The 26,049-nt window shown below is 40.0% G+C and carries 22 protein-coding genes; 12 read left to right on the forward strand and 10 right to left on the reverse strand.

The annotated features are described in order from the left end of the window. Nucleotides 1-693: 693 nt before the first annotated feature. The 5 genes from QZ738_RS02210 (at nt 694) to QZ738_RS02230 (ending at nt 6,755) form a co-directional block, all read left to right on the forward strand. Nucleotides 694-1,971: a DUF5103 domain-containing protein gene (locus QZ738_RS02210; protein WP_293783902.1), complete on the forward strand. Its 1,278-nt coding sequence runs from the start codon at nt 694-696 to the stop codon at nt 1,969-1,971. A 514-nt stretch (nt 1,972-2,485) separates the two neighbouring features. After that, the gene (locus tag QZ738_RS02215; RefSeq protein WP_293783905.1) at nt 2,486-3,451 is read left to right on the forward strand and encodes an SUMF1/EgtB/PvdO family nonheme iron enzyme; all 966 of its coding nucleotides are present in this window, start codon (nt 2,486-2,488) and stop codon (nt 3,449-3,451) included. A gap of 35 nt (nt 3,452-3,486) precedes the next feature. Then, nucleotides 3,487-4,806 (forward strand): Gfo/Idh/MocA family oxidoreductase, encoded by a 1,320-nt coding sequence (locus QZ738_RS02220; RefSeq protein ID WP_293783908.1) that lies wholly within the window; start codon nt 3,487-3,489, stop codon nt 4,804-4,806. A 10-nt stretch (nt 4,807-4,816) separates the two neighbouring features. Continuing rightward, complete coding sequence (locus QZ738_RS02225; protein WP_293783911.1) at nt 4,817-5,845, forward strand: FAD:protein FMN transferase; 1,029 nt, start codon at nt 4,817-4,819, stop codon at nt 5,843-5,845. After that, entirely contained in the window at nt 5,832-6,755 is a 924-nt protein-coding gene (locus QZ738_RS02230; protein ID WP_293783914.1) for a TIM barrel protein, read from the forward strand. Before QZ738_RS02225 ends, QZ738_RS02230 begins: the two co-directional genes overlap by 14 nt. Before the next feature lie 348 nt (nt 6,756-7,103). Here QZ738_RS02230 and QZ738_RS02235 read toward each other — a convergent pair whose 3' ends face one another. Both QZ738_RS02235 and QZ738_RS02240 read right to left on the reverse strand, forming a co-directional pair. Further along, nucleotides 7,104-7,397, reverse strand: a complete 294-nt coding sequence (locus tag QZ738_RS02235) for a GIY-YIG nuclease family protein (protein WP_293783917.1) — start codon at nt 7,395-7,397, stop codon at nt 7,104-7,106. A gap of 310 nt (nt 7,398-7,707) precedes the next feature. Further along, nucleotides 7,708-9,195 carry an alpha-amylase gene (locus tag QZ738_RS02240; RefSeq protein ID WP_293783920.1) on the reverse strand — a complete coding sequence of 496 codons (1,488 nt, stop codon included), beginning with the start codon at nt 9,193-9,195 and terminating at the stop codon, nt 7,708-7,710. A gap of 747 nt (nt 9,196-9,942) precedes the next feature. Here QZ738_RS02240 and QZ738_RS02245 point away from each other — a divergent pair. Beyond that, the gene (locus tag QZ738_RS02245) at nt 9,943-10,464 is read left to right on the forward strand and encodes an acyl-CoA thioesterase (protein WP_293783922.1); all 522 of its coding nucleotides are present in this window, start codon (nt 9,943-9,945) and stop codon (nt 10,462-10,464) included. Nucleotides 10,465-10,534: 70 nt separating this feature from the next. Beyond that, nucleotides 10,535-11,725, forward strand: coding sequence for a sodium:proton antiporter (locus tag QZ738_RS02250; protein ID WP_293783924.1), 1,191 nt, complete (start codon nt 10,535-10,537; stop codon nt 11,723-11,725). Nucleotides 11,726-11,905: 180 nt separating this feature from the next. On the opposite strand, the gene QZ738_RS02255 is transcribed toward QZ738_RS02250, so the two are convergent. Beyond that, complete coding sequence (locus QZ738_RS02255) at nt 11,906-12,313, reverse strand: EVE domain-containing protein (protein WP_293783926.1); 408 nt, start codon at nt 12,311-12,313, stop codon at nt 11,906-11,908. A 188-nt stretch (nt 12,314-12,501) separates the two neighbouring features. Between QZ738_RS02255 and QZ738_RS02260 the strand changes: the two genes are divergently transcribed. After that, nucleotides 12,502-12,807 carry a hypothetical protein gene (locus QZ738_RS02260; RefSeq protein WP_293783929.1) on the forward strand — a complete coding sequence of 102 codons (306 nt, stop codon included), beginning with the start codon at nt 12,502-12,504 and terminating at the stop codon, nt 12,805-12,807. Between the two features lie 301 nt (nt 12,808-13,108). Continuing rightward, on the forward strand, nt 13,109-14,422 hold the full coding sequence (locus tag QZ738_RS02265; RefSeq protein WP_293783932.1) for a biosynthetic peptidoglycan transglycosylase: 1,314 nt from the start codon (nt 13,109-13,111) through the stop codon (nt 14,420-14,422). A gap of 431 nt (nt 14,423-14,853) precedes the next feature. Here the strand turns inward: QZ738_RS02265 and QZ738_RS02270 are convergent, their stop codons facing one another. From QZ738_RS02270 to QZ738_RS02285, 4 genes are all read right to left on the reverse strand, one after another. Continuing rightward, complete coding sequence (locus QZ738_RS02270; protein ID WP_293783935.1) at nt 14,854-15,852, reverse strand: ParA family protein; 999 nt, start codon at nt 15,850-15,852, stop codon at nt 14,854-14,856. 1 nt (nt 15,853) lies between these two features. After that, complete coding sequence (locus QZ738_RS02275; protein WP_293783938.1) at nt 15,854-17,035, reverse strand: ATP-binding protein; 1,182 nt, start codon at nt 17,033-17,035, stop codon at nt 15,854-15,856. Between the two features lie 106 nt (nt 17,036-17,141). Further along, nucleotides 17,142-17,597, reverse strand: coding sequence for a helix-turn-helix domain-containing protein (locus QZ738_RS02280; RefSeq protein ID WP_293783940.1), 456 nt, complete (start codon nt 17,595-17,597; stop codon nt 17,142-17,144). A gap of 198 nt (nt 17,598-17,795) precedes the next feature. Beyond that, the gene (locus QZ738_RS02285) at nt 17,796-18,260 is read right to left on the reverse strand and encodes a hypothetical protein (protein ID WP_293783943.1); all 465 of its coding nucleotides are present in this window, start codon (nt 18,258-18,260) and stop codon (nt 17,796-17,798) included. A gap of 238 nt (nt 18,261-18,498) precedes the next feature. Between QZ738_RS02285 and QZ738_RS02290 the strand changes: the two genes are divergently transcribed. Continuing rightward, nucleotides 18,499-19,035 carry a hypothetical protein gene (locus tag QZ738_RS02290; RefSeq protein ID WP_293783946.1) on the forward strand — a complete coding sequence of 179 codons (537 nt, stop codon included), beginning with the start codon at nt 18,499-18,501 and terminating at the stop codon, nt 19,033-19,035. Between the two features lie 533 nt (nt 19,036-19,568). Then, nucleotides 19,569-20,222 (forward strand): DUF4375 domain-containing protein, encoded by a 654-nt coding sequence (locus QZ738_RS02295; RefSeq protein WP_293783949.1) that lies wholly within the window; start codon nt 19,569-19,571, stop codon nt 20,220-20,222. Between the two features lie 377 nt (nt 20,223-20,599). Here QZ738_RS02295 and QZ738_RS02300 read toward each other — a convergent pair whose 3' ends face one another. From QZ738_RS02300 to holA, 3 genes are all read right to left on the reverse strand, one after another. Then, on the reverse strand, nt 20,600-22,633 hold the full coding sequence (locus tag QZ738_RS02300) for a plastocyanin/azurin family copper-binding protein (RefSeq protein ID WP_293783952.1): 2,034 nt from the start codon (nt 22,631-22,633) through the stop codon (nt 20,600-20,602). 7 nt (nt 22,634-22,640) lie between these two features. Beyond that, nucleotides 22,641-23,375, reverse strand: coding sequence for a hypothetical protein (locus QZ738_RS02305; protein WP_293783955.1), 735 nt, complete (start codon nt 23,373-23,375; stop codon nt 22,641-22,643). Between the two features lie 348 nt (nt 23,376-23,723). Next, nucleotides 23,724-24,743, reverse strand: a complete 1,020-nt coding sequence (holA, locus tag QZ738_RS02310; protein ID WP_293783958.1) for a DNA polymerase III subunit delta — start codon at nt 24,741-24,743, stop codon at nt 23,724-23,726. Between the two features lie 246 nt (nt 24,744-24,989). Between holA and QZ738_RS02315 the strand changes: the two genes are divergently transcribed. Then, nucleotides 24,990-25,448, forward strand: coding sequence for a type I restriction enzyme HsdR N-terminal domain-containing protein (locus tag QZ738_RS02315; RefSeq protein WP_293783961.1), 459 nt, complete (start codon nt 24,990-24,992; stop codon nt 25,446-25,448). Nucleotides 25,449-26,049 lie beyond the last annotated feature (601 nt).

The raw sequence follows: 26,049 nt of genomic DNA on the forward strand, positions 1-26,049 counted from the left end.
TGACGTTATTTTGCAATTATTTATTAATGAGCGACTTGCGGAACCTATGCATTTCCGCGTAGCTAGGCCGTAGCACCGTATCTCCGTTTCGCTTAAATCCGGCCTAACAAATTTTTCGGGCTCCACTGACAAAGCCATCCCACTGGCTTCGAAAGAAAAATTTTCAGCCGGTGTTTTATTAATGGTTGTCTATTGTTTTTATTTGTATTAATGAGCTCGGCAATGCCTCGGTTTTGTTTCTTTTTGACATCAAAAAGAAAGAGCCCTTCGGCGGCGGCGAGCCGAGGCAAGGCTTAGCCCTGGGGCAAAAAAAGAAATGTATACGTCATTCATATTGATTTTTATCCAATAAATTATCCCTCAGCATGACAGTGTATTCAAGGTTGCCAAACAACTCGAAAAATCGCTGTATCATTCGCAATTATTTTCGTCCTGGATAGATCCCTCCATTCCGGTCGCGATGGTGATACGCCGAAAAATCTTCCGTGTTAATCCGTGTTTCCGTGGCTTATTTTCAAACAAAAACATGCTTGCGCCAGAGATAGTATATCTGACACCACGAATAAATTAATTAGAGAGTTATCAACTTTCTTGCCACCTTACTATTCAAGTTGACAACCCTGAACAAATTGTTTTCACCGCAATCACCAAAACTCCATTTTGTCCCTTCCCGATAAAACTTTACTTTTAACCATGCAGAAAATAGTATTTACGGTTTTATTTTTCATCTCTACATTTGCCTTTGCGCAAAACGATAACAAGTTTACCAACGAGAATAAAATTTATCTTCCAAATATTAAGACTGTGCTTTGCTACAACAGCAATAAAGAGCAAAGTTTACCTGTTATCCTGCTCAATTCATCAGAAATGATAACTTTTTCTTTTGACGACCTTCTTGCGGGCACCCAAAATTACTGGTACACCATTGAACATTGCACTGCAGAATGGGAAACTTCCAGAATTTCGAGCATTGATTATTTAGGGAGTTTTAACGACGACCGCATTATCAACTACCGCTATTCATCCAATACGGCACGGAAATATACGCACTACGAAATCAGCTTGCCTAATAATCAGATCCAACCAAAAATCGGGGGCAATTATGTATTAAAAGTGTATTTAGACGGCGATAAAAACAAACCGGTTATTTCGCAACGCTTTTACCTGCTTGATAATCAGCTGGCGGTAGCAGCAGATATCAGCAACTCCATGCAGGTAGAGAACCGGAACTACAAACAAAAGATCAACTTTACCATCAATCATACCTTCCCGATCCCAAACCCCTATCAGGATATAAAAGCTGTGGTGATGCAGAATTTTAATGCCAATACCATCCAGGTGAGTACTAAACCAGCCTTTGTACGACCAAATCAACTGGTTTATAACGACCTCAACACCAATGATTTTTGGGGCGATAACGAGTTTAGAAAGTTTGACACCAGGAGTTTGCGTTACAAGGCAGATAACGTTAAAGATATTTATCGCGATAATCAATCCGTAAATGTGATACTTTTTCAGGATGCACCGCGAACGGTAGGTGCTTTTGCCAACCAGTACGATGAAAACGGAAACTTTTTTATCCGTAATACCGACGGGCGCGACGATAAAACAGAGGCAGAATATATGAGTGTTTTATTTACCTTAAATGCCCCTTCGCCCAGCCCTAATGGCGATGCCTATGTGGTTGGCCGGTTTAATAACTATTCCATGAGCAATGAAAACAAATTGCTTTATGATGCCAATAGAAAACAATTTTATGGCAATGTGATGCTTAAACAAGGTCTTTATGATTATGAGTATGCCTGGTACAACCAGGACACGAAAGTAATGGAAACTAAACCTTTCGAGGGTGCATTTTTCCAGACCGAAAACAGTTACCAGATTTTCGTTTATTACCGTCGCCCGGGTGCACGCTGGGATACCCTGGTTGGTTTTACCAATTTAAGCAATAAAATTTCAGACAACAGGTAAGCAGAACCATTACAAAATCATAAGCTTAAATGACCTCACACCCCTTATATGGTAAAACCCTTTGCCTGTAACGGTCTAATATAACCAGATACAGGTGGAATTTATTCAAAGGTTCCTCACCGAATAGATCTTGAAGCAAGTTACCGTTGACAGGCTTGAAAAAGTCGTCAGTGCGAGGAGGAACGACGAAGCAATCTATCATGCTGATGATCCTGCCTGAAAAGATTGCTTCCCCGTAAAGTCGGGGCAGGCTGTCGGCTGAAAAAGCCTTCTCTCAATGACGATTAATAAGAAGGTATATAAGTTGAATCTTACCATCGATAATATTGATTTTATCCAATAGATTACCCCTCAAGATGAAAATCGCTTTAATTGTCAAATTGACTTTTAATATTGATATACCTACCTTTATTGTTACATAAATTTTCGTTGTTTTAAATGTGGTTATTTACTTTAGTGTTTTAGAAAGTTACCAGATAATCACTAAAAGATCAAGCATATCTAACCAATAATCATGTTTAAAAAGTTAATTGCCTTAACATTAATCCTCTATCCCTGCACGCAGATTTTAGCACAAACGAACAACCAATCGTACACACAAGCCATTAATGGAACCAAATTAAAATTCGATATGCAGGCTATACCGGCAGGCAAATTTAAAATGGGCAGTAAAACAGGAAAACCAGATGAGCAACCCGTTCACGAGGTTAAACTCGATGCTTTCTGGATCGGAAAACATGAAGTCACCTGGGATATTTTCGAACCTTTCCTCTACCGCGATTATGAAAAACAAGCCAGCACGAGCGCTATTCCTGCTGAAGTGGATGCCGTTACCAGGCCGACAAAACCCTACCTTGACATGACTTTTGGCATGGGTAAAGCGAACCAGCCAGCCGTAGCCATGACGCAGTATAACGCCATCCAGTTTTGTAAATGGCTTTATATGCGTACTGGTGTTTTTTATCGCTTACCAACTGAGGCTGAATGGGAATATGCCTGCAAAGCCGGAACCGAAGGCAGTTATTCTTTCGGCGATGATGCTTCCAAATTAGGCGATTATGCCTGGTTTAAAGATAACAGCGATAACAAAACACACCAGGTAGGACAAAAAAAACCAAACCCATGGGGATTATTTGATATGTATGGAAACGTGAGCGAATGGACCTACGACCAATACATTCCTGACTTCTATAATAAGAGCAAAGATAAAATTGCAGAAAACCCGGTGGCCATACCCGATAAACTTTATCCAAATGTAGTTCGCGGCGGCTCTTATGATGAAACAGCAAACAATTTAACGTCAACAGCCAGATTAGCATCCGATCCGGCGTGGAAACAGTTAGATCCGCAAATCCCGAAAAGTAACTGGTGGTTTCCTGAAGCACCTTTTGTTGGGATGCGTTTAGTCCGACCAGCTAAAACGCCTTCAAAAGCTGAAATAGATGCCTACTACAACAAACAACCCATAAAAGACTTTTAACCCTACACTATCTAACCAAAATAAAAACTAAACACATGAAAAAACCAATCAACCAACAAGATCGTCGCGATTTTTTAAAAGCTACAGCCATACTGGCCAGCGGCGCCATGTTAAGCAGTATTCCATTGGCCGGCGCTTATGCATCAGGGTCAGACACGATTAAAATTGCCTTAATAGGCTGTGGCGATCGGGGTACCGGAGCAGCTTTTCAGGCATTAAGCACTAAATTTAATATTAAACTGGTGGCCATGGCCGATGCCTTTCAGGATCGCCTGGACGGCAGTTACCAATCCTTAAGTTCGAAATTTGCTGCAAAGATGGATGTTCCTAAAGAGCGCCAGTTTGTGGGTTTCGATGCTTATTTAAAAGCCATTCCATTAGCTGATGTGGTGCTGTTAACCACGCCTCCCGGTTTCCGCCCGATCCATTTCGAAGAAGCGGTTAAACAGAATAAACAAATTTTCATGGAAAAACCGGTTGCCGTAGATGCACCTGGTATTAGAAAAGTATTGGCCGCAGCCGAAGAAGCAAAAAAGAAAAAATTAAACGTGGTAGTAGGTTTGCAACGCCGCTACCAAACCAACTATCGCGAGTCGATGAAACGCATTAACGATGGTGCCATTGGCGATATCATGTCGGGCCAGGTGTATTGGAACAGCGGTGGTGTTTGGGTACGTCCGCGTACAGCTAACCAAACCGAAATGGAATATCAGATGAGAAACTGGTATTATTTCAACTGGTTATGCGGCGATCATATTGTGGAGCAACATGTTCATAATATCGATATTGCCAACTGGATCAAAAACGGACATCCGGTTTCGGTACAGGGAACAGGCAGCCGCGCCTGGAGAACAGGAAAAGACTACGGAGAGATTTATGATAATCACTCTATCGAATTAACCTATGCCGATGGTGCAGTAATCAATAGCCAATGTCGCCATTTTGAGGGCATCAGCAACCGGGTGGATGAAACTTTTCAGGGTACCAAAGGCAAAATTTATCTTTCAGGCAGTAACCAGGCCATTATGAAAGATTATAGCGGCAAAGAACTGTATAACCATAATACCAAAGGAAACGCCAATCCATACCAAACAGAGCATGATGAATTGTTTGATGCAGTTTCAAAGGGAGAATATAAATTCAGTAACGTTGATTATGCCGCAACCAGTACATTTTCTTCAATTATCGGTCGCTATGCTACTTATTCTGGTCAGACCATTAAGTGGGACGAGGCTTTAGCTTCGAACATCAGTTTAATGCCAGATCGTTTCGCATGGGATGCCAATCCAAAGTTAATGCCTGACGAAAAAGGATTATACCCGATCGCCATACCCGGACAAACAAAGGTGATCTAAAATTAAATAGATGCGTTACAGGTTTTTGCTTTTTATCTTACCATTAATCTTTGCTTTCGCCCTGAAAAAAGAGTTAAAGAAGTATAAAATTAATGGTTTTGCACAGGGAACCGATTATGCCATCATGTACTATGCCACTGATAGTGTGGCCACTAAAGCGGGTATCGATAGCTTATTAAACGAAATTGATTTATCGATGTCGCTTTACAAAAAGGGATCATTGATAAATCAATTTAATGCAACAGAAAAAGAAATTAAGACCGATCGTTTCATGAACGACGTGTTAAAGAGAAGTTTCGAGATCAACCAGGATACAAAGGGCATTTTCGATATTACCGTTGCGCCATTGGTACAAGCCTGGGGTTTTGGGCCAAAAGAGGCAAAAAATGAACCCGATCCGGCAATAATTAAATCAATATTGGCTTGTGTGGGTATGCAAAAGCTAAAGCTAAAAGAAGGCATACTAACTAAATTAAAACCCTGTATTCAAATCGATTTAAACGGAATTGCGCAAGGTTACAGTGTCGATTTAATTGCAGCTTATCTCGAAAAAAAAGGAATAAGGCAGTACGTAGCTGAATTGGGAGGCGAAATCAGAATTTCAGGGCCCAAACCCAATGGAGAAACCATGAAAATCGGTATTGAGGGTCCCGATAAAGATGGAAGCCCGGTAATCAGACACATTGCATCCATCAATTCTGGCGCCATTACCACTTCCGGTAATTATCGTAAATTTCACCAGAGCGGAAAGAAAAAAATTTCTCACCTGATTGATCCTAAAACAGGCTACCCGCTGGATAATGAGATGATCAGCGTTACCGTTTACGCCAACGATGCCATTACAGCCGATGGATATGATAATGCCTTAATGGCCATGCACCTCAAAGATGCCATGACTTTTGTAGAAAGCAGAAAAAACCTCGAAGCTTATTTTGTATACCGCCAAAAGGATGGAAAGGTAGCTGACACCCTGACTACTGGATTTAAAAAATTAATTACACCACGATCCTTTCAAAAACAAACTGATGAAAAGAAGTGAATTTATAAGAAACAGCTTATTTACCGCGGGCGCAATGGCTACCGGTGCAGGAATAACCCATACTTTTGCTGCTGAGAAGACAACTATCGCTGGTGACAAGGTTTTTAATCTCGATTATGCGCCACACCAGGGGATGTTCCAAAACCATGCGGGCAAAAGTTTTTTAGATCAGATCCAGTTTATGTACGATAAAGGTTTCCGTTCGATAGAAGATAACGGTTACCTGGGCCGTTCCGTTGAAGAACAAGAGAAGATCGGAAATTTACTGGCTAAACTGGGCATGCGCATGGGTGTTTTTGTAGTGGATGGTGGCGATAACTGGAAAACTTCTTTAACTACAGGCAAAAAGGAGTTTAAAGATAAATTTGTAGAAACCTGCAAAAAATCGGTGGAAGCCGCAAAACGCTGTAATGCCAAATGGCTTACTGTAGTGCCTGGCTTTTATGAGCGCAACCTGCCTTATGGAAACCAGTTTGCCAATGTAATTGATGCCATGCGTGCCGGAGCCGAAATTTTTGAACCCCATGGCTTGATTATGGTTTTAGAAACCCTGAGCGATACACCAGAGCTTTTCCTGCAAAAAACCAATGAAACCTACGCCGTTTGTAAAGCGGTAGACAGTCCTTCCTGTAAAATTCTTTATGATATTTACCACATGCAACGCACCGAAGGCGATTTAATTAAAACCATCGACCGCTGCTGGGATGAAATTGCCTATATCCAGATTGGGGATAATCCAGGCCGGAAAGAGCCGACAACCGGAGAAATCAATTATAAAAATCTCTTCAAACACCTGCACACCAAGGGTTACAAAGGTATTATGGGTATGGAGCATGGCAACTCAAAGGGTGGAAAAGAAGGCGAACTGGCTGTAATTGCGGCTTACAGAGTAGAGGATAATTTTTTGTAAATCATTTTTTTTATTAGATTGATCGTCATTCCCAACTTGATCCGATTGCTATCGGATGGGATTCCTAAAGCATTGAGCCGGGTTTCTAACCCACACGTCATTCCCAACTCGATTGGGGAATCATAATGCATTAGCGAGGCTGATAAACTGCATTAAGATTCCCTCCTGCACGGGAATGACGTATGGATGAGATGCGATCGTCATTCCCAACTCGATTGGGAATCGTAATGCATTAGCGGAGGCTAATTAACCGCATTAAGATTCCCGTCTGCACGGGAATGACGTATGGTTCAGAGTCAATCGTCATCCCCAACTCGATTGGGAATCGTAATGCTTTATCATTAAACATCACAACTCCTCATTAAACAAATCCAGCCATTGAGGATTGTTATCGCTAATCAACTTAATTTTCCAATCCCTATTCCATTTCTTTAATTTCTTCTCTTGCGCAATCGCCTCTTCAATGCCAGGATAGAACGTAAAATAAACCAGCTTTATACAATTATATTTGGATGTAAAAGAAGTTGGATATCTTTTGCATTTATGATCAATTACTCTTGAGTGTAAGTCAGAAGTAACACCAATGTAATAAACCGTGTTAAAGACATTGGTCATAATGTAAACACAACCACCTCTTTCCATGTATTAAAAATACATTATTTCCTTTAAGTTTTATACGCTAAATAAGAAAGGTATTATAAATTTTCTGCGCTACATCATCATACATGGGCTTTATCCCGAACTTCTTCAGACTAGCAGCGATCGTAAGTTGCATTAAGCGGGGCTGATAAACCGCATTAAGATTCCCGTCTGCACGGGAATGACGTATGGATGAAATGCGATTGTCAGGCACCCTCCGCGCCATGGTCTGTGTTCCCACAGACCACTTGTGACGAAATTGCGGATAAATGGTCTGTGAGGACACAGACCATGGCATTGACGGATTGCAATCCTATCCCACCTTCAACACCCACACCGAAACACTGCCTGCATTGCAGTGAAACTCTGCCCAGCCATTTTCATCAATAATCACTTCCTGCTGGCGATAGCCCAAAGCATCAATAAAGGTTTTTCCAGCAAAGTGTTTACCGATTTCCATTTCTTTAAAGCCTTCCTCACCTGTACTTAACAATACGGCTAAACCACTATTTTCATGTTCTTCATCACCGGCACGCGTCCAGCCTACGCAAACGCCATGGTCAAAATAATCGCGTTGCTCGCCATAAGCCAGGGTTGTACGGATTTTACTCATGGTTTCTACCGCAGGGATAGCCACTAAGTCCACATGTACCTCATCGCCCTCTTTGTCTTTATCATCATAAATGCCGCCGTAAAGATCAGGAAAGAACAAACACGGAATGCCCTGCATGCGCAACAGGATCATGGCATAGGCTAAAGGTCTGAACCAGAAATCCACATACGATTCCAGCGCCTGCAATGGTTGCGAATCATGATTATCTACAAAGGTTACTGCCAGGTCTGGCTTTACCTGCACCAGCGTTCCGTCAAAGATCGTCCGCATATCAAAATCTTCTTCCTTACTCGCCAGGAAAAAATTATGGTGCAGCAGCGAATCGAATATCTGTGTTCGCCCGCCGGTAATTTCAATATAATTCAATTGTCCGGCTACGTCCACCACGTTCCAATCCTCGGCCACAATAAAAAACTCGCGGTTATATTTTTGGTTCAGGTGATCAATCCACTCCACAATAAAATCAGGATTGATATGTTTAACCGCATCTAACCTAAATCCATCTACTTTAGCCGTCTCCACGATCCATTCGCCCCAGTATTTTAACTCTTCAACTACTGCCCGGTTCCGAAAATCGATATCGTTGTACATCAGGTAATCATAGTTGCCAAATTCAGTAGAGGGAACCTCTTCAAAACCTTCCCCTAAATGGTTCTGGATCGAATAAATAGCTGTCTGTTTAATATCCTCTGCCCAATCTACCCCACTAAAACATTCATGGTTCCAGATAAATTCAGAATATTTCCCTTTTCGACCGGGGAAAGTAAATTTCGTCCAGGCTTCGATCTCGAAAACATCACTGGTAAATTCGTTTCGATCTTCAGGATTTACCGTTTTCACCGCTATTTTTTCCAGTTCATCGCCTCCTGCTTTGTGGTTAAATACGGCATCGGCCAAGGCACCAATTCCATTGTCGTGTAAGGCTTCAATGGCTTTGATATACTCCTCTTTAGAACCATATTTGGTATTTACACTTCCTTTCTGATCGAACTCGCCCAAATCAAAAAGATCGTAAACCGAATAACCCACATCATAAGTAGCATTATTCGATTTATAAGCAGGCGGTAACCATACGGCAGTTACCCCTATCTCTTTTAAATGACTCGCTTCAGCAGCTACTTTGGTCCACAAATTTTGTTCTTCGTTATAATACCAATGGAAAAATTGGATAAGCGTTTGATTTTGCATTAATTAGGATTTTTGTAAGGATAACATGATAGGAGATGAATTGTTTTTTTTACTATGCCTTACCCTATTTCCCGCTGATCTCGCAGATCACCGCAGAATTCTTATTGTAATCCCGCAGATCAAATAGATTTTCGCAGATTGGAATAATGTTTTCCCTTCTAAAATGCGTCATTTTTTTGATTCATATTTTGGGCATTAGTTTTGGCACTATGCTATACTTGCTTTAAGAAACCACAGTCTGGAGCGAAGAACGCCGTCAATCCCAAGTGGAGGAAAAATCAAAAAACAGAAGCACTACAGAAAAGCTAGCATTGCCAAGCCTTAAACGCAGTGGTTTTGTGTTCATAAACGACAATTGAAACCTTTCGAAAAATTAGAACACAAAACGAAGCGCCGCTGTTTTTTGATGTGCGTGGACTGTGCGGAACCACCTTGCTGGATTAACAAAGCGCTTTGGGTACTTTGGCGCGTCAAAGTACCATGCCCCCGCGGCATAGAGCGGTAAAAATATTTTACGCAACTATAGTTTTCGGATTCTTATGTTTTTAATACATAAAAGATGCTGAAATGAATTTAGCAATACGAATCGATTGAGCGAAGCTAATCATAGGGTCAACTTGAAAAACTTTCTCGCAATGACGATTCCTCGAAACAAGTTCACCTCAACCCCTTAATTTTTTTAAAACCAACCCATCGAATAACTACTTCCTATGCTATTTCACCACATTTTATTTACTTTTGCCTCAAATGAGTTTAAAAAAGAAATTTGCCAGAGAAAGTTTTACCATTATGAACGAATTGGTATTACCCAATGATACCAATACCTTAAATAACCTGATGGGTGGGCGTTTGCTCCACTGGATGGATATTGCAGCGGCAATTTCGGCTCAAAAACACTGCAACCGCATTGTGGTAACTGCCTCTGTCGATAATGTTTCTTTTAAACAGCCCATTAAATTAGGCGATGTGATTACCATCGAAGCCAAAGTAACCCGGGCTTTTAATACCTCAGTAGAGGTGCGTTTAGATGTATGGGCAGAGAATATCCCAAGTGGTGCACGCCAAAAAAGTAACGAGGCCTATTATACCTTTGTTGCAGTTGATCAAAGCGCCCGTACCATCCCTGTACCCGAACTGATTCCGGAAACACCCGAAGAAATCGATTTATTTGATGGCGCCCTGCGCCGCCGGCAGTTGCGTTTGGTTTTAGGCGGAAAAATGAGTCCTGATGAGGCCACCGAACTCAAGGCACTTTTCTTTAAAGCGTAATTTTTTTCAACAAATTCCTTTCTGCTTGGTTTGATTATTTTACATTAGTGTTTACCTTACGCTAAAAAATATGACAACTTATACCATACTTATTATTTTAAGCGGATTAGTCATTTTCTCTTATCTGTTTGATTTAGTGGCCAGTAAAACCAAAGTACCTTCGGTTTTATTGCTGTTGTTACTGGGCATCGGCCTGCGTTTCCTGGTCGATTACCTGAAAATACAAACCTTTAATTTCCTATCCATTTTACCCACACTCGGTACCGTAGGTTTAATCCTCATCGTTTTTGAGGGTTCGCTGGAACTGAAATACGATCGCGAAAAAAATAAGATCATCAAAAGTGCTTTCTTTTCTGCACTAACCATTTTGCTCGCCACGGCATCCATTATTACGCTGATTATTTATCAGATTACCCATAAAGATTTATATACCTGTATTGCCAATGCCATTCCTTTTAGTGTCATCAGTTCGGCCATTGCCATCCCCTCTGCTGCTGCACTTGGCAAGCAAGACCGGGAATTTGTCATTTACGAATCTTCCTTTTCCGATATCCTCGGTATTATCATTTTCAACTTTGCCATTACCAATCATTCTATTACCACATCGGCCTTTATAGGCTTAGGGCTGAGCACTTTTTTAATTATTTTATTATCGGCCATTGCCTGCGTGGTATTGCTTTATGTAATGGGCAAACTGGTGCACCACATTAAATTTTTCCTCATTATTTCCATACTCATTCTGGTGTATGCCATCGGACAGTCGTACCATTTATCCTCACTGGTATTGATTTTGAGCACCGGCTTATTTTTAAACAATGCTGACACCATCCGGAATGCCTGGTTTAGAAGTGTATTTCTGTATAAAAACCTTTCTGCAGATTTATCGCAGTTGTATCAGCTCTCTGCCGAAAGTGCCTTTATTTTAAGAACGTTTTTCTTTGTTATTTTTGGCTTTACCATGAACATCAGCGAGCTAAACGACAAGCCTGTACTGGCCAATGGCTTTTTCATTCTGGTCACCATTTTCGCTGTTCGGTTTTTCTTTTTAAAGGTATTTAAAAATGGCGCCCTTAGCCCAATCGGTTATATTGCACCACGCGGCCTGATTAGTATTTTACTTTATTTTAACCTGCCTAAATCGCTAAAAGTTGCCGAGGTTGGCCCTTCTTTCCTGTTTCTGGTGGTATTAGGCACCAGCCTGGTCATGACCTTGGGTATTACTTTAAGTAAAAATAAACCCGAAGAAACGTCTACGGTCTAAATGAAGCCGAAATGGCTTTTATTATCCGTATTTCGGTATTTGGATCAGTATTTGTTGATCATCGTAAACTGGAAATTGCTAACTGAAAACTATAAACTGTAAACTACCAACTGAAAACTTTAGAACGTAGCAATAGGCGCTCAGCATGAAAACTCCCATCTTCCATCTCCCAACTCCAAACTAATCAGCGCTCATTTCCAATATCTTATCAAATTCAGTAGCCTTAAGCGGCATTACCGATAAACGCCCCTGCCTGATTAATGAAATATCGGCTAAGCTGGGTTCAGCTTTAATCTGCTCTAACGAAACCGGTTTCTTCAACGTTTCTACCGGAGCTAAATCGACCACCACCCAGTTGGCATCATCAGTGGTAGGGTCCTGATAAAACTCTTTAACAACTTTGGCAATGCCCACTACGTTTTTTCCTTCGTTGCTATGATAAAAAAGCACCAGATCGCCTTCTTTCATGGCTTTCAGGTTATTACGGGCCTGGTAATTACGCACGCCATCCCAGAAGGTACGGCCATCTTCATTAAATTTTTCCCAACTGTATTTAAAAGGCTCTGATTTTACTAACCAATGGTTCATGCTGCTTTGTATTTGTTTCGATTATTTTACCCTCAAAACTAAGAAAAGGGAATGGATTAGGAAATAAGTTGAGAAGAATGGTGGGCATAAAATTGATTAGCTGAAGTAAAAAACTTATACTAAAATTAGTTACCTTGCTTAACCAGGCGAGTTAAATCATAATAAATTATTCCTCCTCCTTAAATAAAATGGGACACAAAAAAATCTGCCTAAACTGTAAAAAGGCATTTAGTATATATAATAATGAATCGAAAGAGATTAACCTTACTTGTCCGGAATGTAAATCTAAAATGGTACTCGTTTCACACCGATTTAGACCGCCAAAGCAAACGGATACCAAACAATGGGATTTGGCAAAATATTTAATCACCAACGGTTTTGCTTATCAACACATTCATGAAGATTATAAATATGTTCAATATCCAAAAACTATGGAGGAGGCCGTGGAATTTGTATTAAAATTTAAATCACAAGCTTATATTATTAAGGAATAAGCATTGCTACTTCAATCTGTGGGGTAGTTTCATGGTCTGGATAATTTTAATGGCTAATTAATCCACCTTAATTTATCTTAATAATGCTATCCGAAGCACAAGTCAGAACAATGCTTAAGGCAATGGGTGCTAAAGCTCGCGCTAGAGGGAGTTATTTACGACCAAATGTTTTTCAAATAATTTGCCATAAATATTCTACTTTAGCAAGATATTTGAATCTTATAGAAAATTGAGTATTTTAGATAAACAATTAATATTAATATCGTCGTTTGCTAAATTTCACTAAAAGAACTCACACATTTTGTCGGATATCAAAGAAATTTATTACCCTCTATCGAAAATAGAAGAAGGCCAGCGGGATATTGCCCTTCTTGAGTTGCAAAGCGCTCAAAATTTATCTAATAGTCAAACAAAGCTTTATACTCAATTTGCTACTATATTAATTGGTATTGTTACAGTTATTCTAACAACTGTACTTAATGCTGATAAGATCAACTTTGGCCATATCCTCACAAAAAATCTATTTTTTTTATCGTTTCTAACATACTTTATCTGTCTCTTTTTATTACGATATTTTGTTGATTTGCAAACAGAAATAACCATTAACGCAAGAAAGGTGGTTACACTTCGAGCGATGCTGGGATTAGATTATCATTCAATTCAATTAACATTACCAAAAGACAGAATTGAGGGGGCAACAAATCCTTTTAAAATTAAGTTTTTTAATGGGTGGTTAAAATTTCAAACCATACCATTTTGGATGTTTTTGATTTTAGTAGAATACCTTTGGACCCTAAATTTTTATACGATTGATTTCAAAGATTATAAATTTACCTTCAATGTATTTCACGATGTAAATATCACATGGATAAGTGGAACTTTAATCTTGTTTTCTACATATTATCATGCCTACAGAATCAAATTACTAGATAGAAACGAAACCCTATTACTTCATATATGCTTGGGAATTTCTAGAATTTTAGGCATTAAGATACTAAAGAACTTTGAATACTCTGTTTACAGAGCTAGGTTAAGTTATATTGAGATTGATCGCCTAAATGTTAATTATAAAAACCTAATGGATGTTTTAATTACTATCGAGGATTCTAATTTCTTTGATCACGAGGGAATAAGCTATAAGTCTTTGTTTAGAGCTATCCTAAGTCAAATAACATATACCAGAAAAAAATACAATCTAATAAAAAGTGGGGGCTCAACAATAGAAATGCAATTATCTCGTACAATTTTTATCCCTACAAGTCAAAACAAATTTAAAAGGAAAATATTAGAATTTTTCATGAGTAGATGGCTAAATCAAATTTTGTCGAAAAGTGAAATACTAAGAATTTATATAGCTTCAGTTAGATATGGGTATGGCTTAATGGGACTATCAGCAGCACTTAAAAGATACTTCGGCACTCAAGATTTAAGGAATTACTATATTGATAAAGAACATGCCCTATTCTTGGTTGAGCGATTGTCGAATATTTCCGGAACGATAAAATGGGAAAGAGTAGAATTTTTGGCAGGAAAAATACCTGATTTAGACATTGAAAAACTTCGAAATATTTATAATGATTATCAACCCATTACTAGCGCAAATCTTAGGGTTTAGGCTATCGTTGGATGAATTGTGCTTTCCTAATTAATCTTTAAAATACTGCCATAGACCAAGTCAAATCAAGAGTTAAGGCTTTGAATGCTGAGACTCGTGTTAGAATGGGACTAAAATGATCCCCAATCTAGTTCTGCTTCTGCAATAGCTATATTTTTATGTTTAGCTTCCATTAATTGTATGAACTTAACCATAGTTGTTACATTACTGAAAATGAGAACGCTCATCACAATTTAAAATTGGATTGTCATGGGCAAAGCTTTTATTGCACAGATACATCTCTAACCCCGCAAACAAAGAAAGCGGCCTAACGGACCGCTTTAATTTGACTCTGCAAATATTCTTAATCAAAACTACGTGTTATCCTTATTGTTCCAAACTTCGATGCAGAAACGTTAAGTGTAATCCACTCTTATCGATGATCAATTTCCTTAAACGAAATCAGCCTGAATCTCATCAATTGATGATAAAATTTTGCGCGTTAAAAGCGAAAAATCTTCATAGCTATTTCTAACCGCTCCCAAGTGTGCACCGATTGCACCATCAGAAGGCTTTAGCAGAAATATAGGTTTTCTGGCTTCCATCGCCATTGGTATCAGACTGTGATAATGCTTCAAAAGTGCCAGACAATATTCATCATCATTAACACTTAAATCAGGCACCCCAGGTTCCTGCAAAACTGCTTCACGAAATACTGTTGGAATTCGATTCGCCCATTTCAAATAAGACTTGACAGGCCTGCTCTCTTTAATTCCATGTTGCATTACAACGTACCCCAATGCAGATATCCTTCCAGACGGTAAATCCAATGATGGTTCAGGATTTCTTATACTTCTATCGTCCCATTCCGTTTGCCATGTAGTCAACCTGTTGCCCAAGTTTTTCAAACCCTGTAGCGAAAAGAGATCAGCAGCCATAGGAACAACAACATAATCCGCCGCAATCAGTGTAGCACGATTGATCGCCCCAAAATTAGGCCCAATATCAATGATATTAAAATCAGCATCAATCCGTTGGCTTGCTTCCTTTATTATCCTGTAAAAAGAGGATATGGTCCGGAATGCCGCTTCGTCCCGATTGAGACACCCTCCCCAGTTGCTACTTAGCTTATCTTCAAAGAGGGAAAGTTCAAGATCTCCAGGGATAAGGCCAATATTGAGATCGATAAATTCAACATGGGCAGGCTGGATATCTCCGATACCCCTGTTAACCGGTTTTATACTCTCCAGTATCGTTGGACGGGAATAGTCATTGTCATAGATTTCCTGTAAACGATCATCGCTAAGGAACATAGATGTAAGGTTTGTCTGTGGATCCAGGTCTACAGCCAAACATTTATATCCCATTTCCGCAAGCATATAGGTAAAATGATAGACCAGGGTAGTTTTGCCAACTCCACCCTTATTATTAAAAAAAACAATTGTCTTCATATTATCTCTTTTTATAGATGATTACTCCGAATGAAGTAGCTTGATCCAGAATGAAATTAGGATCAGGAGAACCATTAGCCTTCAAAGCAGCGATCGCACGTTTAACCCCAACATTGAAACTATTGATAAATCCAAGATTTTTGGCTGCTTCAGCCATCGTTGGATTCCTATAGTCATTTTTATTTGGAAAATTTTCTGGTCTCGCATCACCATATAACCCCCCGGGATTTGTAATTTCGATCCGATTAGAAAATTCATAGAATTTGATAGGTGCATTTGACTGGTAATCCCGATGGATAATGGCATTATACAACAACTCCTGAACTGCAGAAGCAGGATATGCTGTATGGTAATCTTCACCAAGATTGATCTGTACCCTTTTGCTTATCTGTGACTTTATAAATTCATCCATCACCCGCATTTGGGTCGTTAAATCACCGTCAAAACGATGTTCATATTCAAATTCGCTTACCTCATCTTCCCCCCTGAAACGTACATACTGTACATAGGCTCCAGGAAGATAAAAACGAGGGTTTTTTCCGAACATGAGAATTCCTGCATAAGTCGGCACATCCGCTTTCAGGTCATAAAACTTTAAAGACGAGAGCTGTTGTTTGATTTCACGTCCATTAGCTATCAGCGTTGCCTCATCGATAGCGGTAGGCAGGTAGGTAAGCTTGAAAATATCCGTACTGAGTTCCTCGATCTGGCTTTCATAAGCCGGCTGCGTATCAAATGATCGTGCAAAAGTCGAACGCTTTTCACTTAAAATACGTTCCTCGGCCTCATTGGCAGTACCCTTTCTCTGACCAATCCTGATACATACCTTTCCCTTGTAACGAACAGGCGGAACCAGAGAAGGCTGAACTTCCACTACCGCTACATCTCCCGTAGGAAAAGTAAATTTGCGTACAATCATCGCCGGTGGCGGAACAGTCCTTCCATCCGTACGGTATCCTAATAAAGTCTGCAAAAAATTTTCACTTATATTCAAACCCGCCAAACTTCCATCATCATTTGCTCCGATAATCAAATAGCCCGGCTTTTGGTTAGCAGCTAAATCGTTACTAAAAGCACAGATCGCCTCCCCATACTTATCCATATCCGTTAAGGAAATGGTTTTTTCAATCCTTTCTGTTTCTAAAAGCGGCAATAGATGCTCTAATTCTTCTTGTGTGATCATAGCTTGACTTAAGATACAAATTTACAATATTCCTGTAGATATGCACCTTCATTCGGTGAATATCAGAATAAAGATCGATATGGATAGGTATAAGCTGTAAGAGTCACTATGAATCATACAAGCCGAGTTCCTCGTCAGCGCCCATAATGTCGATAATGTTGTTCTTTTGCTGAACCTTCATTTTTTCCCTGTAAGCCACAACATCTTCGAATTTTATCCTGCGGTGCTTGCCCACCTTGATAAACTCAATAGCCCCCTCTTCCAGTAATTTCACTAAATATGGTCTTGAACATCCCAATATCTCGGCGGCCTTTTGGGTAGTTACCTCTGTGGCCACCGGAACGATAGAAACAGGTTTGCCTTCGCCCATAGCCTTTAAAATATCGCCGAGAAATACCAAAGCCCTGGCAGGTATCTTAATGCGTTCGCCCGTCTCCTCAATCTCAATCTCCGTCTGTTCAGAATGGATGTTGGAGAGTACGGATGATAAAGCTGGTAAAGATTCTATGGCCATCTTCTGCTCTGTTTTGGAAGGACGGCGCATTTGATCGGTTGAAATCATGCTGAAATTTGATACAAAGTTAACAAAAATACGCAAACGAAATAAACGAAACAAATAAAATAAACAAAACGATAACAAACGAAATTAACCAACAGTTTGAAAAAAGGAATACATCGCAACAGTATGAACCAAAAAACTGTAAAGAGTTAAGGATACAAAAACAGGAGAAATGAAATTTAACAATAGTAGAGAACAAGCTCATGGTGGCACAATGACTAACTGACGATCGGCTACAAAGCCTAAACCATCGACTGCAATGCCTGAACTATCGATCGCAACATCTGAACTATCGACTGCAATGTCTGAACTATCGACCGCAACCTTTAAACTGTCGACTGCAACGTCTGAACTGTCGACCGCAACGTCTGAACTATCGACCGCAACCTCTGAACTATCGACCGCAACCTCTGAACTGCCGACTGCAACGTCTGAACTATCGACCGCAACGTCTGAACTACCGACCGCGACGTCTGAACTATCGACCGCAACGTCTGAACTACCGACCGCAAAGCCTGAACTAACGACCGCAACCTCTGAACTATCGACCGCGACGTCTGAACTGTCGACTGTAAGTATAAAACTACTAACTGCAAGTTCAAAACGATTAACTGCAAGTATAATGTTGTTAACTGCTTTTATAGAACTGCCGACTGCAAGTATCAAACAGCCCCTATTTATGGCCTATTTGAGCAAAAAAGATTTTGTAGATTGATTTATTGTTGCTATCTTGCCTATGCAGATTAATAAATAACATATTTTTTCACCTAACAGAGAGAGATCAATTTCAAAAATTAAATTTTAAAAATATTCCTGGACGAGCGTTTTAGAAACGCATTTTCTAATTTCTCTGAAAAGAGTTATTTGTTAGTCTGCAGCGTCCAGGAACTTTAATTTCAATGTTATGCAGACTAACAATTGTAAAAACCCAGACACACAGCTCCCGAATGAGGTAGCAGCTGTAAGTACCTTCCGGAAACTGATTGAAGCCTATTTCGATATGATCAGTTTATCGGATGTTAATCAACTCCTTACTGAAATGCTCAGTGCCTGTACCGGTCCCGATCCACGTTCGGGCAAACACAAACACAATACCATTGCCAACACGCTTTACGATGTAAATAACATCATCAAGCTATTAACCAAAGCGAAACCGCTGGTCAATGAAAGCACCTTTAAGCAATATGCCCAAAACCAGGTTTATCAACTGCAGTCCGTTGGCCATTTTGATATCGAAAACCTGACTGAACTGTTATATTATGGTTTAAATGAATACATTTTCCAAGAAGAAGGTTACGAAGGTGCAAGCCTCAACTTTTCTGCCGAAATTACCGCAGCCTATAAAATGATTTTTGATTGGCTTGCTGCTTGCGATGCCTGGCGTAATGCTTTTGAGGTTGATGAAAGCAATGAAACGATCTGTTTAGTAGCCACAGTATAAACGTTCAGATTTTTATTGGTCCTTTACCTTATGCAGCTATGAGGGACCACTCCCCTCCTTGTTAGGGAGGGGTGCCCGAAGGGCTGGGTGGTTAATGTATTACTAGCGCAAGTCTTATAAGACTCCTTAAGCATAATAAATCGAAATAAATAACATTCGGCTATCTATCATCGGCAGAATCCATCAGCGCGGTCGTCATTGCGAGGAGGAACAACAGCCTGCCCCGTTTTTTCGGGGAAGCAATCTTTGTGATCCTTGCTATAAGATTGCTTCGTCGGCTGAAAAAGCCTTCTCGCAATGACGATCCCTTGAGGAGATTTTAATCTTTAAAATACTGCTAAAGCACAAGTCTGGCCAATGCTTAAGGTAATGGACATTAAGATCTATGCTCCATTTTCAATAAAAAATCAATATCTTAACACACCAAATTAAATCTATGCTCCATCTCAAGTGTCCGATTAAATTAAGATTGAACTTCGTCAACCATAAGCAAAGTCTGTCCAAAATACTCACACAATTACCAAACTAACTATATGCTAAGGGTAAAAATTTTAAGCGTTATTGGTTTTATATCAACAATATTAAACTTGTTTGGTTGTTCCGGTCAGGAAAAAAAAGATGATGGCAAACTGTCAAAAGAAATTCAGGACCAACTTGCCAATTCAATAGAAACATTCAAGAACAGGCCAATACATAAAAAATTAACAAGTCAAATTATCGACAACACTCCTGATCAGGAGTTATTGCAGGTAGTTTTTGACAACTTATCAGAGAAACAACCAACAGATTACAAAAAAGAATATGAAACTGTAATGCGTTGGAACAAATCAAGACAGGCTATCTATATGATTTGGCTACTGGAATCTGAAGTAAACAACGGTGGTTACAATCAATTCTATTTTAATTCAAGCGGACAATTTTCTAAACACTTACCTGAGGCCTTAAACTTTGTAGGGGCAAACAAATTTGCCAATTTGACCAAGCAGGCTAATGACATCTTTCTTAAGGAAAATTCCAAAATAACACAACATCAAGACGGAACGTTAGATGGTTTTAGCAAATCCTATGATGACAATCCATTAAACGAATTTGACCAGCAATTTTATAAGCTGTATAAAACCGAGAATTTGCAACAATTACAGGTAAATTTTATCAGAAAAAATAAAACTGAATTTGTAGACGAATGACCGGCATCTTTCCGTACAGTTCCGAAGGCCCCTACGGATTAATAATAGAGAGCGAGCATATGATTTTTTTAACTGAGTTTTAAACTCAATTTTATTCTTGTATCCGTAGAGACGCTACCCTTAACGCTACGGACAGAAGGGGGCTTCTGTTTCGCAATAAATTAAAACGGCTTACTCAAGCGAATGAGTAAGCCGTTTCTATCAAATCCAGAGTTGGTGGTTTGCCAACCTATTGTAACATCATATTATTTATTTTGCATTGCACTATAATATTCTATTATATATTCATAAATCTGTCTTAAAAAGATCCTTCACCGTGTTCAGGATGACAAAAAACAAAACCTGAACAACCATAAATAAAACATCATCATTATATATTATTTCACCACTTTAATCTGGCCCTTCATCACCATATAATGGCCCGGATAGGTACAGATAAAAGGATATGTGCCGGGTTTGCTCGGTACGGTAAAATAAATTGTATCCGATTTTCCGGGTTGTAACAATGAGGTATAAGCCAACACCTTAGGTGTGGCGGGAACAAAGTCGTACTTTTCGCCAGTTAGGCCCATTTTTAAGGCCATTTCCCCTACGGCATTACCCGATGCCGGCAGAGTAAGCACAAAGTTGTGCAACATATCATCCACATTTTTAAAGGTCAATTTTACCTTGGTACCTGCCTTTAGGGTGATATTAGTGAGGTCAAATTTCAAACCTGGTTTGGTTCCCAGTACAATTGTTTTATCCGGTCCTTTGGCCCAGGTTTCGGGCTGTTGCGTTACGTGTTTGGTGATATCGGTATTGCCTTTAACGGCGCCGCCCGCTGCAGGCGTGTTGCCCATCTGGTGATGGTCCATACCCTCCATATGATGTGCCATTGGTGCAGTACCGGTGGGTTTATTTTCGTCAGCAAGTGCCAGCTTTTCTCCATCAGGAATTTTATTCATCGTGTAATATCCGTAATCGTGCAATAAAGGGATCTTGCTGTTTTCAGCGCGCAATCCTTCCATTTTAATTTCATGGATATAACCTTCCTTTAAACTATCCAAAACCAGGCGGACCTTTTTATGATCCGGAGAAACAACTATTGCTTTAATGCTACGTGCCGATTGATTGATAACCGGGCTACCGTAAATGTGGTGGTATTTATAAGTAAAAGTAGAGAGTTTATAGTTGCCGGCATCGCGTGCTGTTTTTTCGTCAACCGGTAGGGTAAACTCCAGCTCAAAACCATCCGGCTGGGCCTTTACCGTTTGTACTTCAAATGGCACAATACCCGACCAGGTTAAACGCTGCAGTCCGTATTCGGCCTTACCTGTTGATGACCATCCTCTCGAAGTCATCCCCACCAGCATACTGCCATCCGAGCCCCAGTTCATCCGGAGTATACCAGAAGAAAATCCCCTGCGAAAAGGAAATACCACACCCTGGTATACGCCTTTAACTTTTTCTAAAAATACCCTGTTGATGTTACTCTGTGCTTGGTCGCCTACAAAAAGTTGTCCTTTAAAAGGCCCCATATTGCCCTTATCGGTATAATTAAGAATACCTGAAGTAGAATTGCCCATAATGGAATGCGGAATCCATACCGAAGGGGTTTTTAATCCAGGAACCCTTTTGGCCACTTCAAATTCAGGCTCACCGGTATCAGGGATATCTTTTGTGCGAAGCTTTACCGGCGAGCCTGGCTGATCGGCCCATACCAATCCGGCGGGATTCCCTACGAAATCGCCTTCCTCTACATGGGTAATGCTGCCCGAGCCTACCCAGTCGCCCTGGTTTTCGGCATAAAATATTTCACCATCATCATTCAGTGCCATTGCTGCCGGCGAGCGGAAACCGGTTGCAAATGGTTTCATTTTGAAATCAGGCGTAAATTTGAGCATCCAGCCATGCCACTTAGATAAACTGGCGCCATAACCAATCCAGCCCACGTTAAGCGTAACCACCATATTGCCATCTTTATCCAATATGGGGCCATAGGCGTATTCATGGTAATTACCTGATAGCGGCCAGGAGTACATCGTGCGGTATTCATCAGCTTCACCATCACCATCCAGATCGCGCAGGCGCGTAATTTCTGCACGCTGGGTGAGGTAAAGATCTCCCTTGATATAGTTTAGGCCCAAAATTTCGTGCATGCCGTGCGCAAATAAACGGTATTTGGGTTGTTGTCCGTTTTTCATGTACGGATTGGTAATGATCCAAACTTCGCCTTTCCGGGTAGCCACTGCCAGCTCATCGTCAGGCAAGAAAGTCATTCCACCCACTTCAAGCGCAATTTCTTTTGGAATAGGAACGGTTACGATGGGATAAATCTGTTTTTCTGTTTGTGCTTGTGTTTGTGCTTTTACCGTTACCAGACCAGTGCCCAGCAACAAAAGAAACAATAAGTATGTTGATTTTTTCATGTCTTGATTACCAGGTGATGGAATAGGTTAACGAATCGTTTGCATTGGCCAGTTGTACCAGCAATTCTTTGCCACTTTGGGTCTTCCTGATGAAAGCTTTTGCACCATCAGCTACTTTTATGGTGTAAGCTCTTTCGCCAATAACATAACTGTTGTTTTTATGCGCCTCAATGTTTGCCCCAACTGCAATTCTGCAATACAACGCCTGTTTGCTATTTTTGACGCTAATGGTTCGACTGAGTCCTGCGCCACCATCTAGAACGACTATTTTATCGCTTACATCGGCACCATTAGCCGAATATAAAAATGTAGGCATTTTGCTTTTATCCAAAACATAGCCCTGGTTTTGGAGATCGTCAAACGCGATAGAATCCGGCCATGCGGCATCTTTATCAGCCAATACTGCAAGAGCTGGTGCTGCCGAAAGTGTTAAAACGGTACCTAAAGGTTTGGCCAGCTGAGGTTCTCCCCTATCTTCCCACATTTCCCTTACATCCAAAAAATCACCGCGCCACAGCTCCAGCAGGGCACCTTGTTTCAGATCGTAAGCATAATTTATCTTTTCGGGCGTACCTACAGAAATCACATGGGTACGCTTTTTTCCTTCAAACATCAGGAAGCTTCGCAATAAATAAGGTTTAGTTGTTGGATTGATGACATAAGGGTTGGCATTTTGGGCCAAAGAATAAGTTACGCAGCTGGTTAAAAGCGCCAGGCAGCAAATCATTCGTTTATAGATCATAATTTCATTTGGTTTAGTGTAGCAAAACAATCGGTTGCATAACAAATATATCATTAGCAGATCAGTTTACAAAGACGTTCGCCCACAAACCGTTCAATCGGTTAATTTACAACTAATTAAAGTTAAATTTAAATAAGACAAACGATAGCATAATCATGGCACAGCTCAGGTAAAACCTTTTACTAAAAATGGATAAATGCTACCTGATATCTATTTGGTTTTTCCTGAAGACATGAGGAAATTTTATGGTGTTGCATTGGATAGAAAACCAGACTAATTAGCGAGATTTTCTGCAAGGAAGTTTTACGCTACGTTTGAAATATTGATTAAGGAACGGGGTCGTGATGTTTAGTGGACGATCTTAAATACCAGTTCTTTCAGGAGTTCTCCATCATCAACATTACCGGTGCTATCCAGTCCTTTGCTTTTTAAGTCGTATTCGCGGAGTAAACCGATTACCTGAAAAACTTTTCCTGTGTTGTAATTTCTTGCCGCTACTTCGTAATCTTTGATAAAAAACGGTGGTACGCCCAAAGCCGATGCCGCATCGGCCTTATTCGGGATATAATGATACTTGAGGAGTTTAGTGAAATAGCCACCTAAATTGGCCAAAACCATAACGGTAGGGTTGGCTTTAGGGTTGCTGGCGAAGTAATTGATAATTTTATTACATTTCAACACATCGCGGATAGCTAGCGCTTTTTGCAATTCGAAAACGTTATATTCTTTACTAATGCCTATGTTTTTCTGAACCAGATCGATATTGATGGTTACTTCTTTCGAAACATTTAACATCAACTTTTCAATCTCATTGGCAATTTTAGAAAGATCGGTACCCAGATACTCCGCCATTAAAGCTGATGCCTGCTGATCGATTTTGTAACCTTTCTCTTTAATAAATTCTTCAATCCAGGGTACCAGTTTATAATCGCGAACCGGATCTGACTGAAAAATCAGTCCGCTTTTATTGATGGCTTTATAGATTTTTTTGCGCTTATCGAAATTGGCATATTTATAAGCCAGCACCAAAATGGTACTCAGTAGCGGTTTTTCGAAATAACTGAGTACAAATTCGCCTTCTTTTGAACTATCTTCCTTGCCCCACTTTAAATCCTGCGCTTCTTTCACGATCACTACCTGGTAATCAGACATCATCGGGTAACGCTTTGCAGCCCCCAAAACCGTTGCCATATCAGTATCTTTCCCGTACAAAACGGTTTGATTGAAGCCTTTCTCGGCATCGTTCAGCAGCTTATCTTCAATATAATCAGTTATTTGATCGATATAGTAAGATTCTTCACCATGCAATAAATACACAGGTTTGAACTTTCGGGCTTTGAGATCTTTAATAATTTCGGCAGCAGTCATTGCCTGTAAAATTACAATTTAGGTTTAAGGATTTGGGTAAATGTTTATAAATTAAGATGTGAGGGATAGATTTGAGATCTGAGACATGAGATTTGAGACATCAGACAACAGACTTTTTCAGCATCATTCAAAATTAATTAACTTTGAAGCTGGAATTGCAGTTTATGCTAACCGTTAACCTTAAATTGATAACTGAAAACTGCAAACTGCCAACTGAAAACTGCCAACTAAAAACTGCCAACTGAAATGTTCACTCCTACTCCACTTAACCTTCCACCCTACCCCTTTAAAATTACCAGGAAAGATAATGTGGTATTTATTTTCGATGAGCTAAGGAAGAAACACCTGGTACTTACGCCAGAGGAATGGGTTCGTCAACATTTTATCCAAAGTTTGATCCTGGAGAAGAAATTCCCGCGTACCTTAATCCAGATTGAGGGTGGTTTGGTGTTAAACCAGCTGCAAAAACGAAGTGATATTTTAGTCTACAATACTGCGGGAGAAAAACTGATGTTGATTGAATGTAAAGCACCACAGGTAAAAATTACACCATCGGTTTTCGATCAGGCCTCACGGTACAATTCGATCCATCAGGCCAAATGGATCGTATTAACAAACGGTTTGCAGCATGTTTATGCCAAAATGGATCTGGAAAAAGGCAGCTTTCAATTTGTAGAAGAAATACCTGAATATTTGGGTCTGTAAGCAGTATCTGTCATCCTGAGGAATAATTTATTTTATAAAAATCAATATAAATGACGTAACTAATTACTTGCCATACGGCTCAGTCTTGCCTGGGCTCGCCGCCGCCGAAGGGCTCTTACTTTTTGGCATCAAAAAGTAACAAAAAATGCCGGCTGAAAATTTTCTTTTAAAGCAAGTAATAGGGCTTGGTCGGTGGAGTCCGAAAAATTTGTTAGGCCGGACTTAAGTAGAACGGAGACCCAGTGCGAAGGCCTTGTTGGATGGAAATGCATATTTCATAAATGACTAATTATCAAATAATTAAAAATTAACGTCAATGGTAGGCACGAAGGATCTTTCTTGACCGTTATTGCGAATCACGAAGCGATCCCAAGAAGTATTAATTGTATTGTAATGCTTTTTTTGGAAAGCAGGACCACCACATTTAGGTTTATTCAGTCCGGCTCCCGCTTCTGCCGATTGATCCCGATGTAAAATCCTACCGTGTGGACACAAATATTTTTAGTTTTGTAGATGTTATTATCAAATGGGTATAGAGATTGTTTTCCAGACAAGCGTTTAAATAGCCGTTGTGGCGAGGTTATAAATAATTTATTTACCA

Source organism: uncultured Pedobacter sp. (assembly GCF_913776295.1).
Classification (GTDB): Bacteria; Bacteroidota; Bacteroidia; order Sphingobacteriales; family Sphingobacteriaceae; genus Pedobacter.

Coding starts and splice junctions, on each gene's coding strand:
- QZ738_RS02210 (WP_293783902.1), top strand. CDS start 694: ATGCAGAAAATAGTATTTACGGTTTTATTTTTCATCTCTACATTTGCC.
- QZ738_RS02315 (WP_293783961.1), top strand. CDS start 24,990: ATGTTCACTCCTACTCCACTTAACCTTCCACCCTACCCCTTTAAAATT.
- QZ738_RS02295 (WP_293783949.1), top strand. CDS start 19,569: ATGCTAAGGGTAAAAATTTTAAGCGTTATTGGTTTTATATCAACAATA.
- QZ738_RS02280 (WP_293783940.1), bottom strand. CDS start 17,597: ATGATTTCAACCGATCAAATGCGCCGTCCTTCCAAAACAGAGCAGAAG.
- QZ738_RS02240 (WP_293783920.1), bottom strand. CDS start 9,195: ATGCAAAATCAAACGCTTATCCAATTTTTCCATTGGTATTATAACGAA.
- QZ738_RS02220 (WP_293783908.1), top strand. CDS start 3,487: ATGAAAAAACCAATCAACCAACAAGATCGTCGCGATTTTTTAAAAGCT.
- QZ738_RS02235 (WP_293783917.1), bottom strand. CDS start 7,397: ATGGAAAGAGGTGGTTGTGTTTACATTATGACCAATGTCTTTAACACG.
- QZ738_RS02255 (WP_293783926.1), bottom strand. CDS start 12,313: ATGAACCATTGGTTAGTAAAATCAGAGCCTTTTAAATACAGTTGGGAA.
- QZ738_RS02225 (WP_293783911.1), top strand. CDS start 4,817: ATGCGTTACAGGTTTTTGCTTTTTATCTTACCATTAATCTTTGCTTTC.
- holA (WP_293783958.1), bottom strand. CDS start 24,743: ATGACTGCTGCCGAAATTATTAAAGATCTCAAAGCCCGAAAGTTCAAA.
- QZ738_RS02305 (WP_293783955.1), bottom strand. CDS start 23,375: ATGATCTATAAACGAATGATTTGCTGCCTGGCGCTTTTAACCAGCTGC.
- QZ738_RS02215 (WP_293783905.1), top strand. CDS start 2,486: ATGTTTAAAAAGTTAATTGCCTTAACATTAATCCTCTATCCCTGCACG.
- QZ738_RS02275 (WP_293783938.1), bottom strand. CDS start 17,035: ATGATCACACAAGAAGAATTAGAGCATCTATTGCCGCTTTTAGAAACA.
- QZ738_RS02290 (WP_293783946.1), top strand. CDS start 18,499: ATGCAGACTAACAATTGTAAAAACCCAGACACACAGCTCCCGAATGAG.
- QZ738_RS02245 (WP_293783922.1), top strand. CDS start 9,943: ATGAGTTTAAAAAAGAAATTTGCCAGAGAAAGTTTTACCATTATGAAC.
- QZ738_RS02250 (WP_293783924.1), top strand. CDS start 10,535: ATGACAACTTATACCATACTTATTATTTTAAGCGGATTAGTCATTTTC.
- QZ738_RS02260 (WP_293783929.1), top strand. CDS start 12,502: ATGGGACACAAAAAAATCTGCCTAAACTGTAAAAAGGCATTTAGTATA.
- QZ738_RS02270 (WP_293783935.1), bottom strand. CDS start 15,852: ATGAAGACAATTGTTTTTTTTAATAATAAGGGTGGAGTTGGCAAAACT.
- QZ738_RS02230 (WP_293783914.1), top strand. CDS start 5,832: ATGAAAAGAAGTGAATTTATAAGAAACAGCTTATTTACCGCGGGCGCA.
- QZ738_RS02300 (WP_293783952.1), bottom strand. CDS start 22,633: ATGAAAAAATCAACATACTTATTGTTTCTTTTGTTGCTGGGCACTGGT.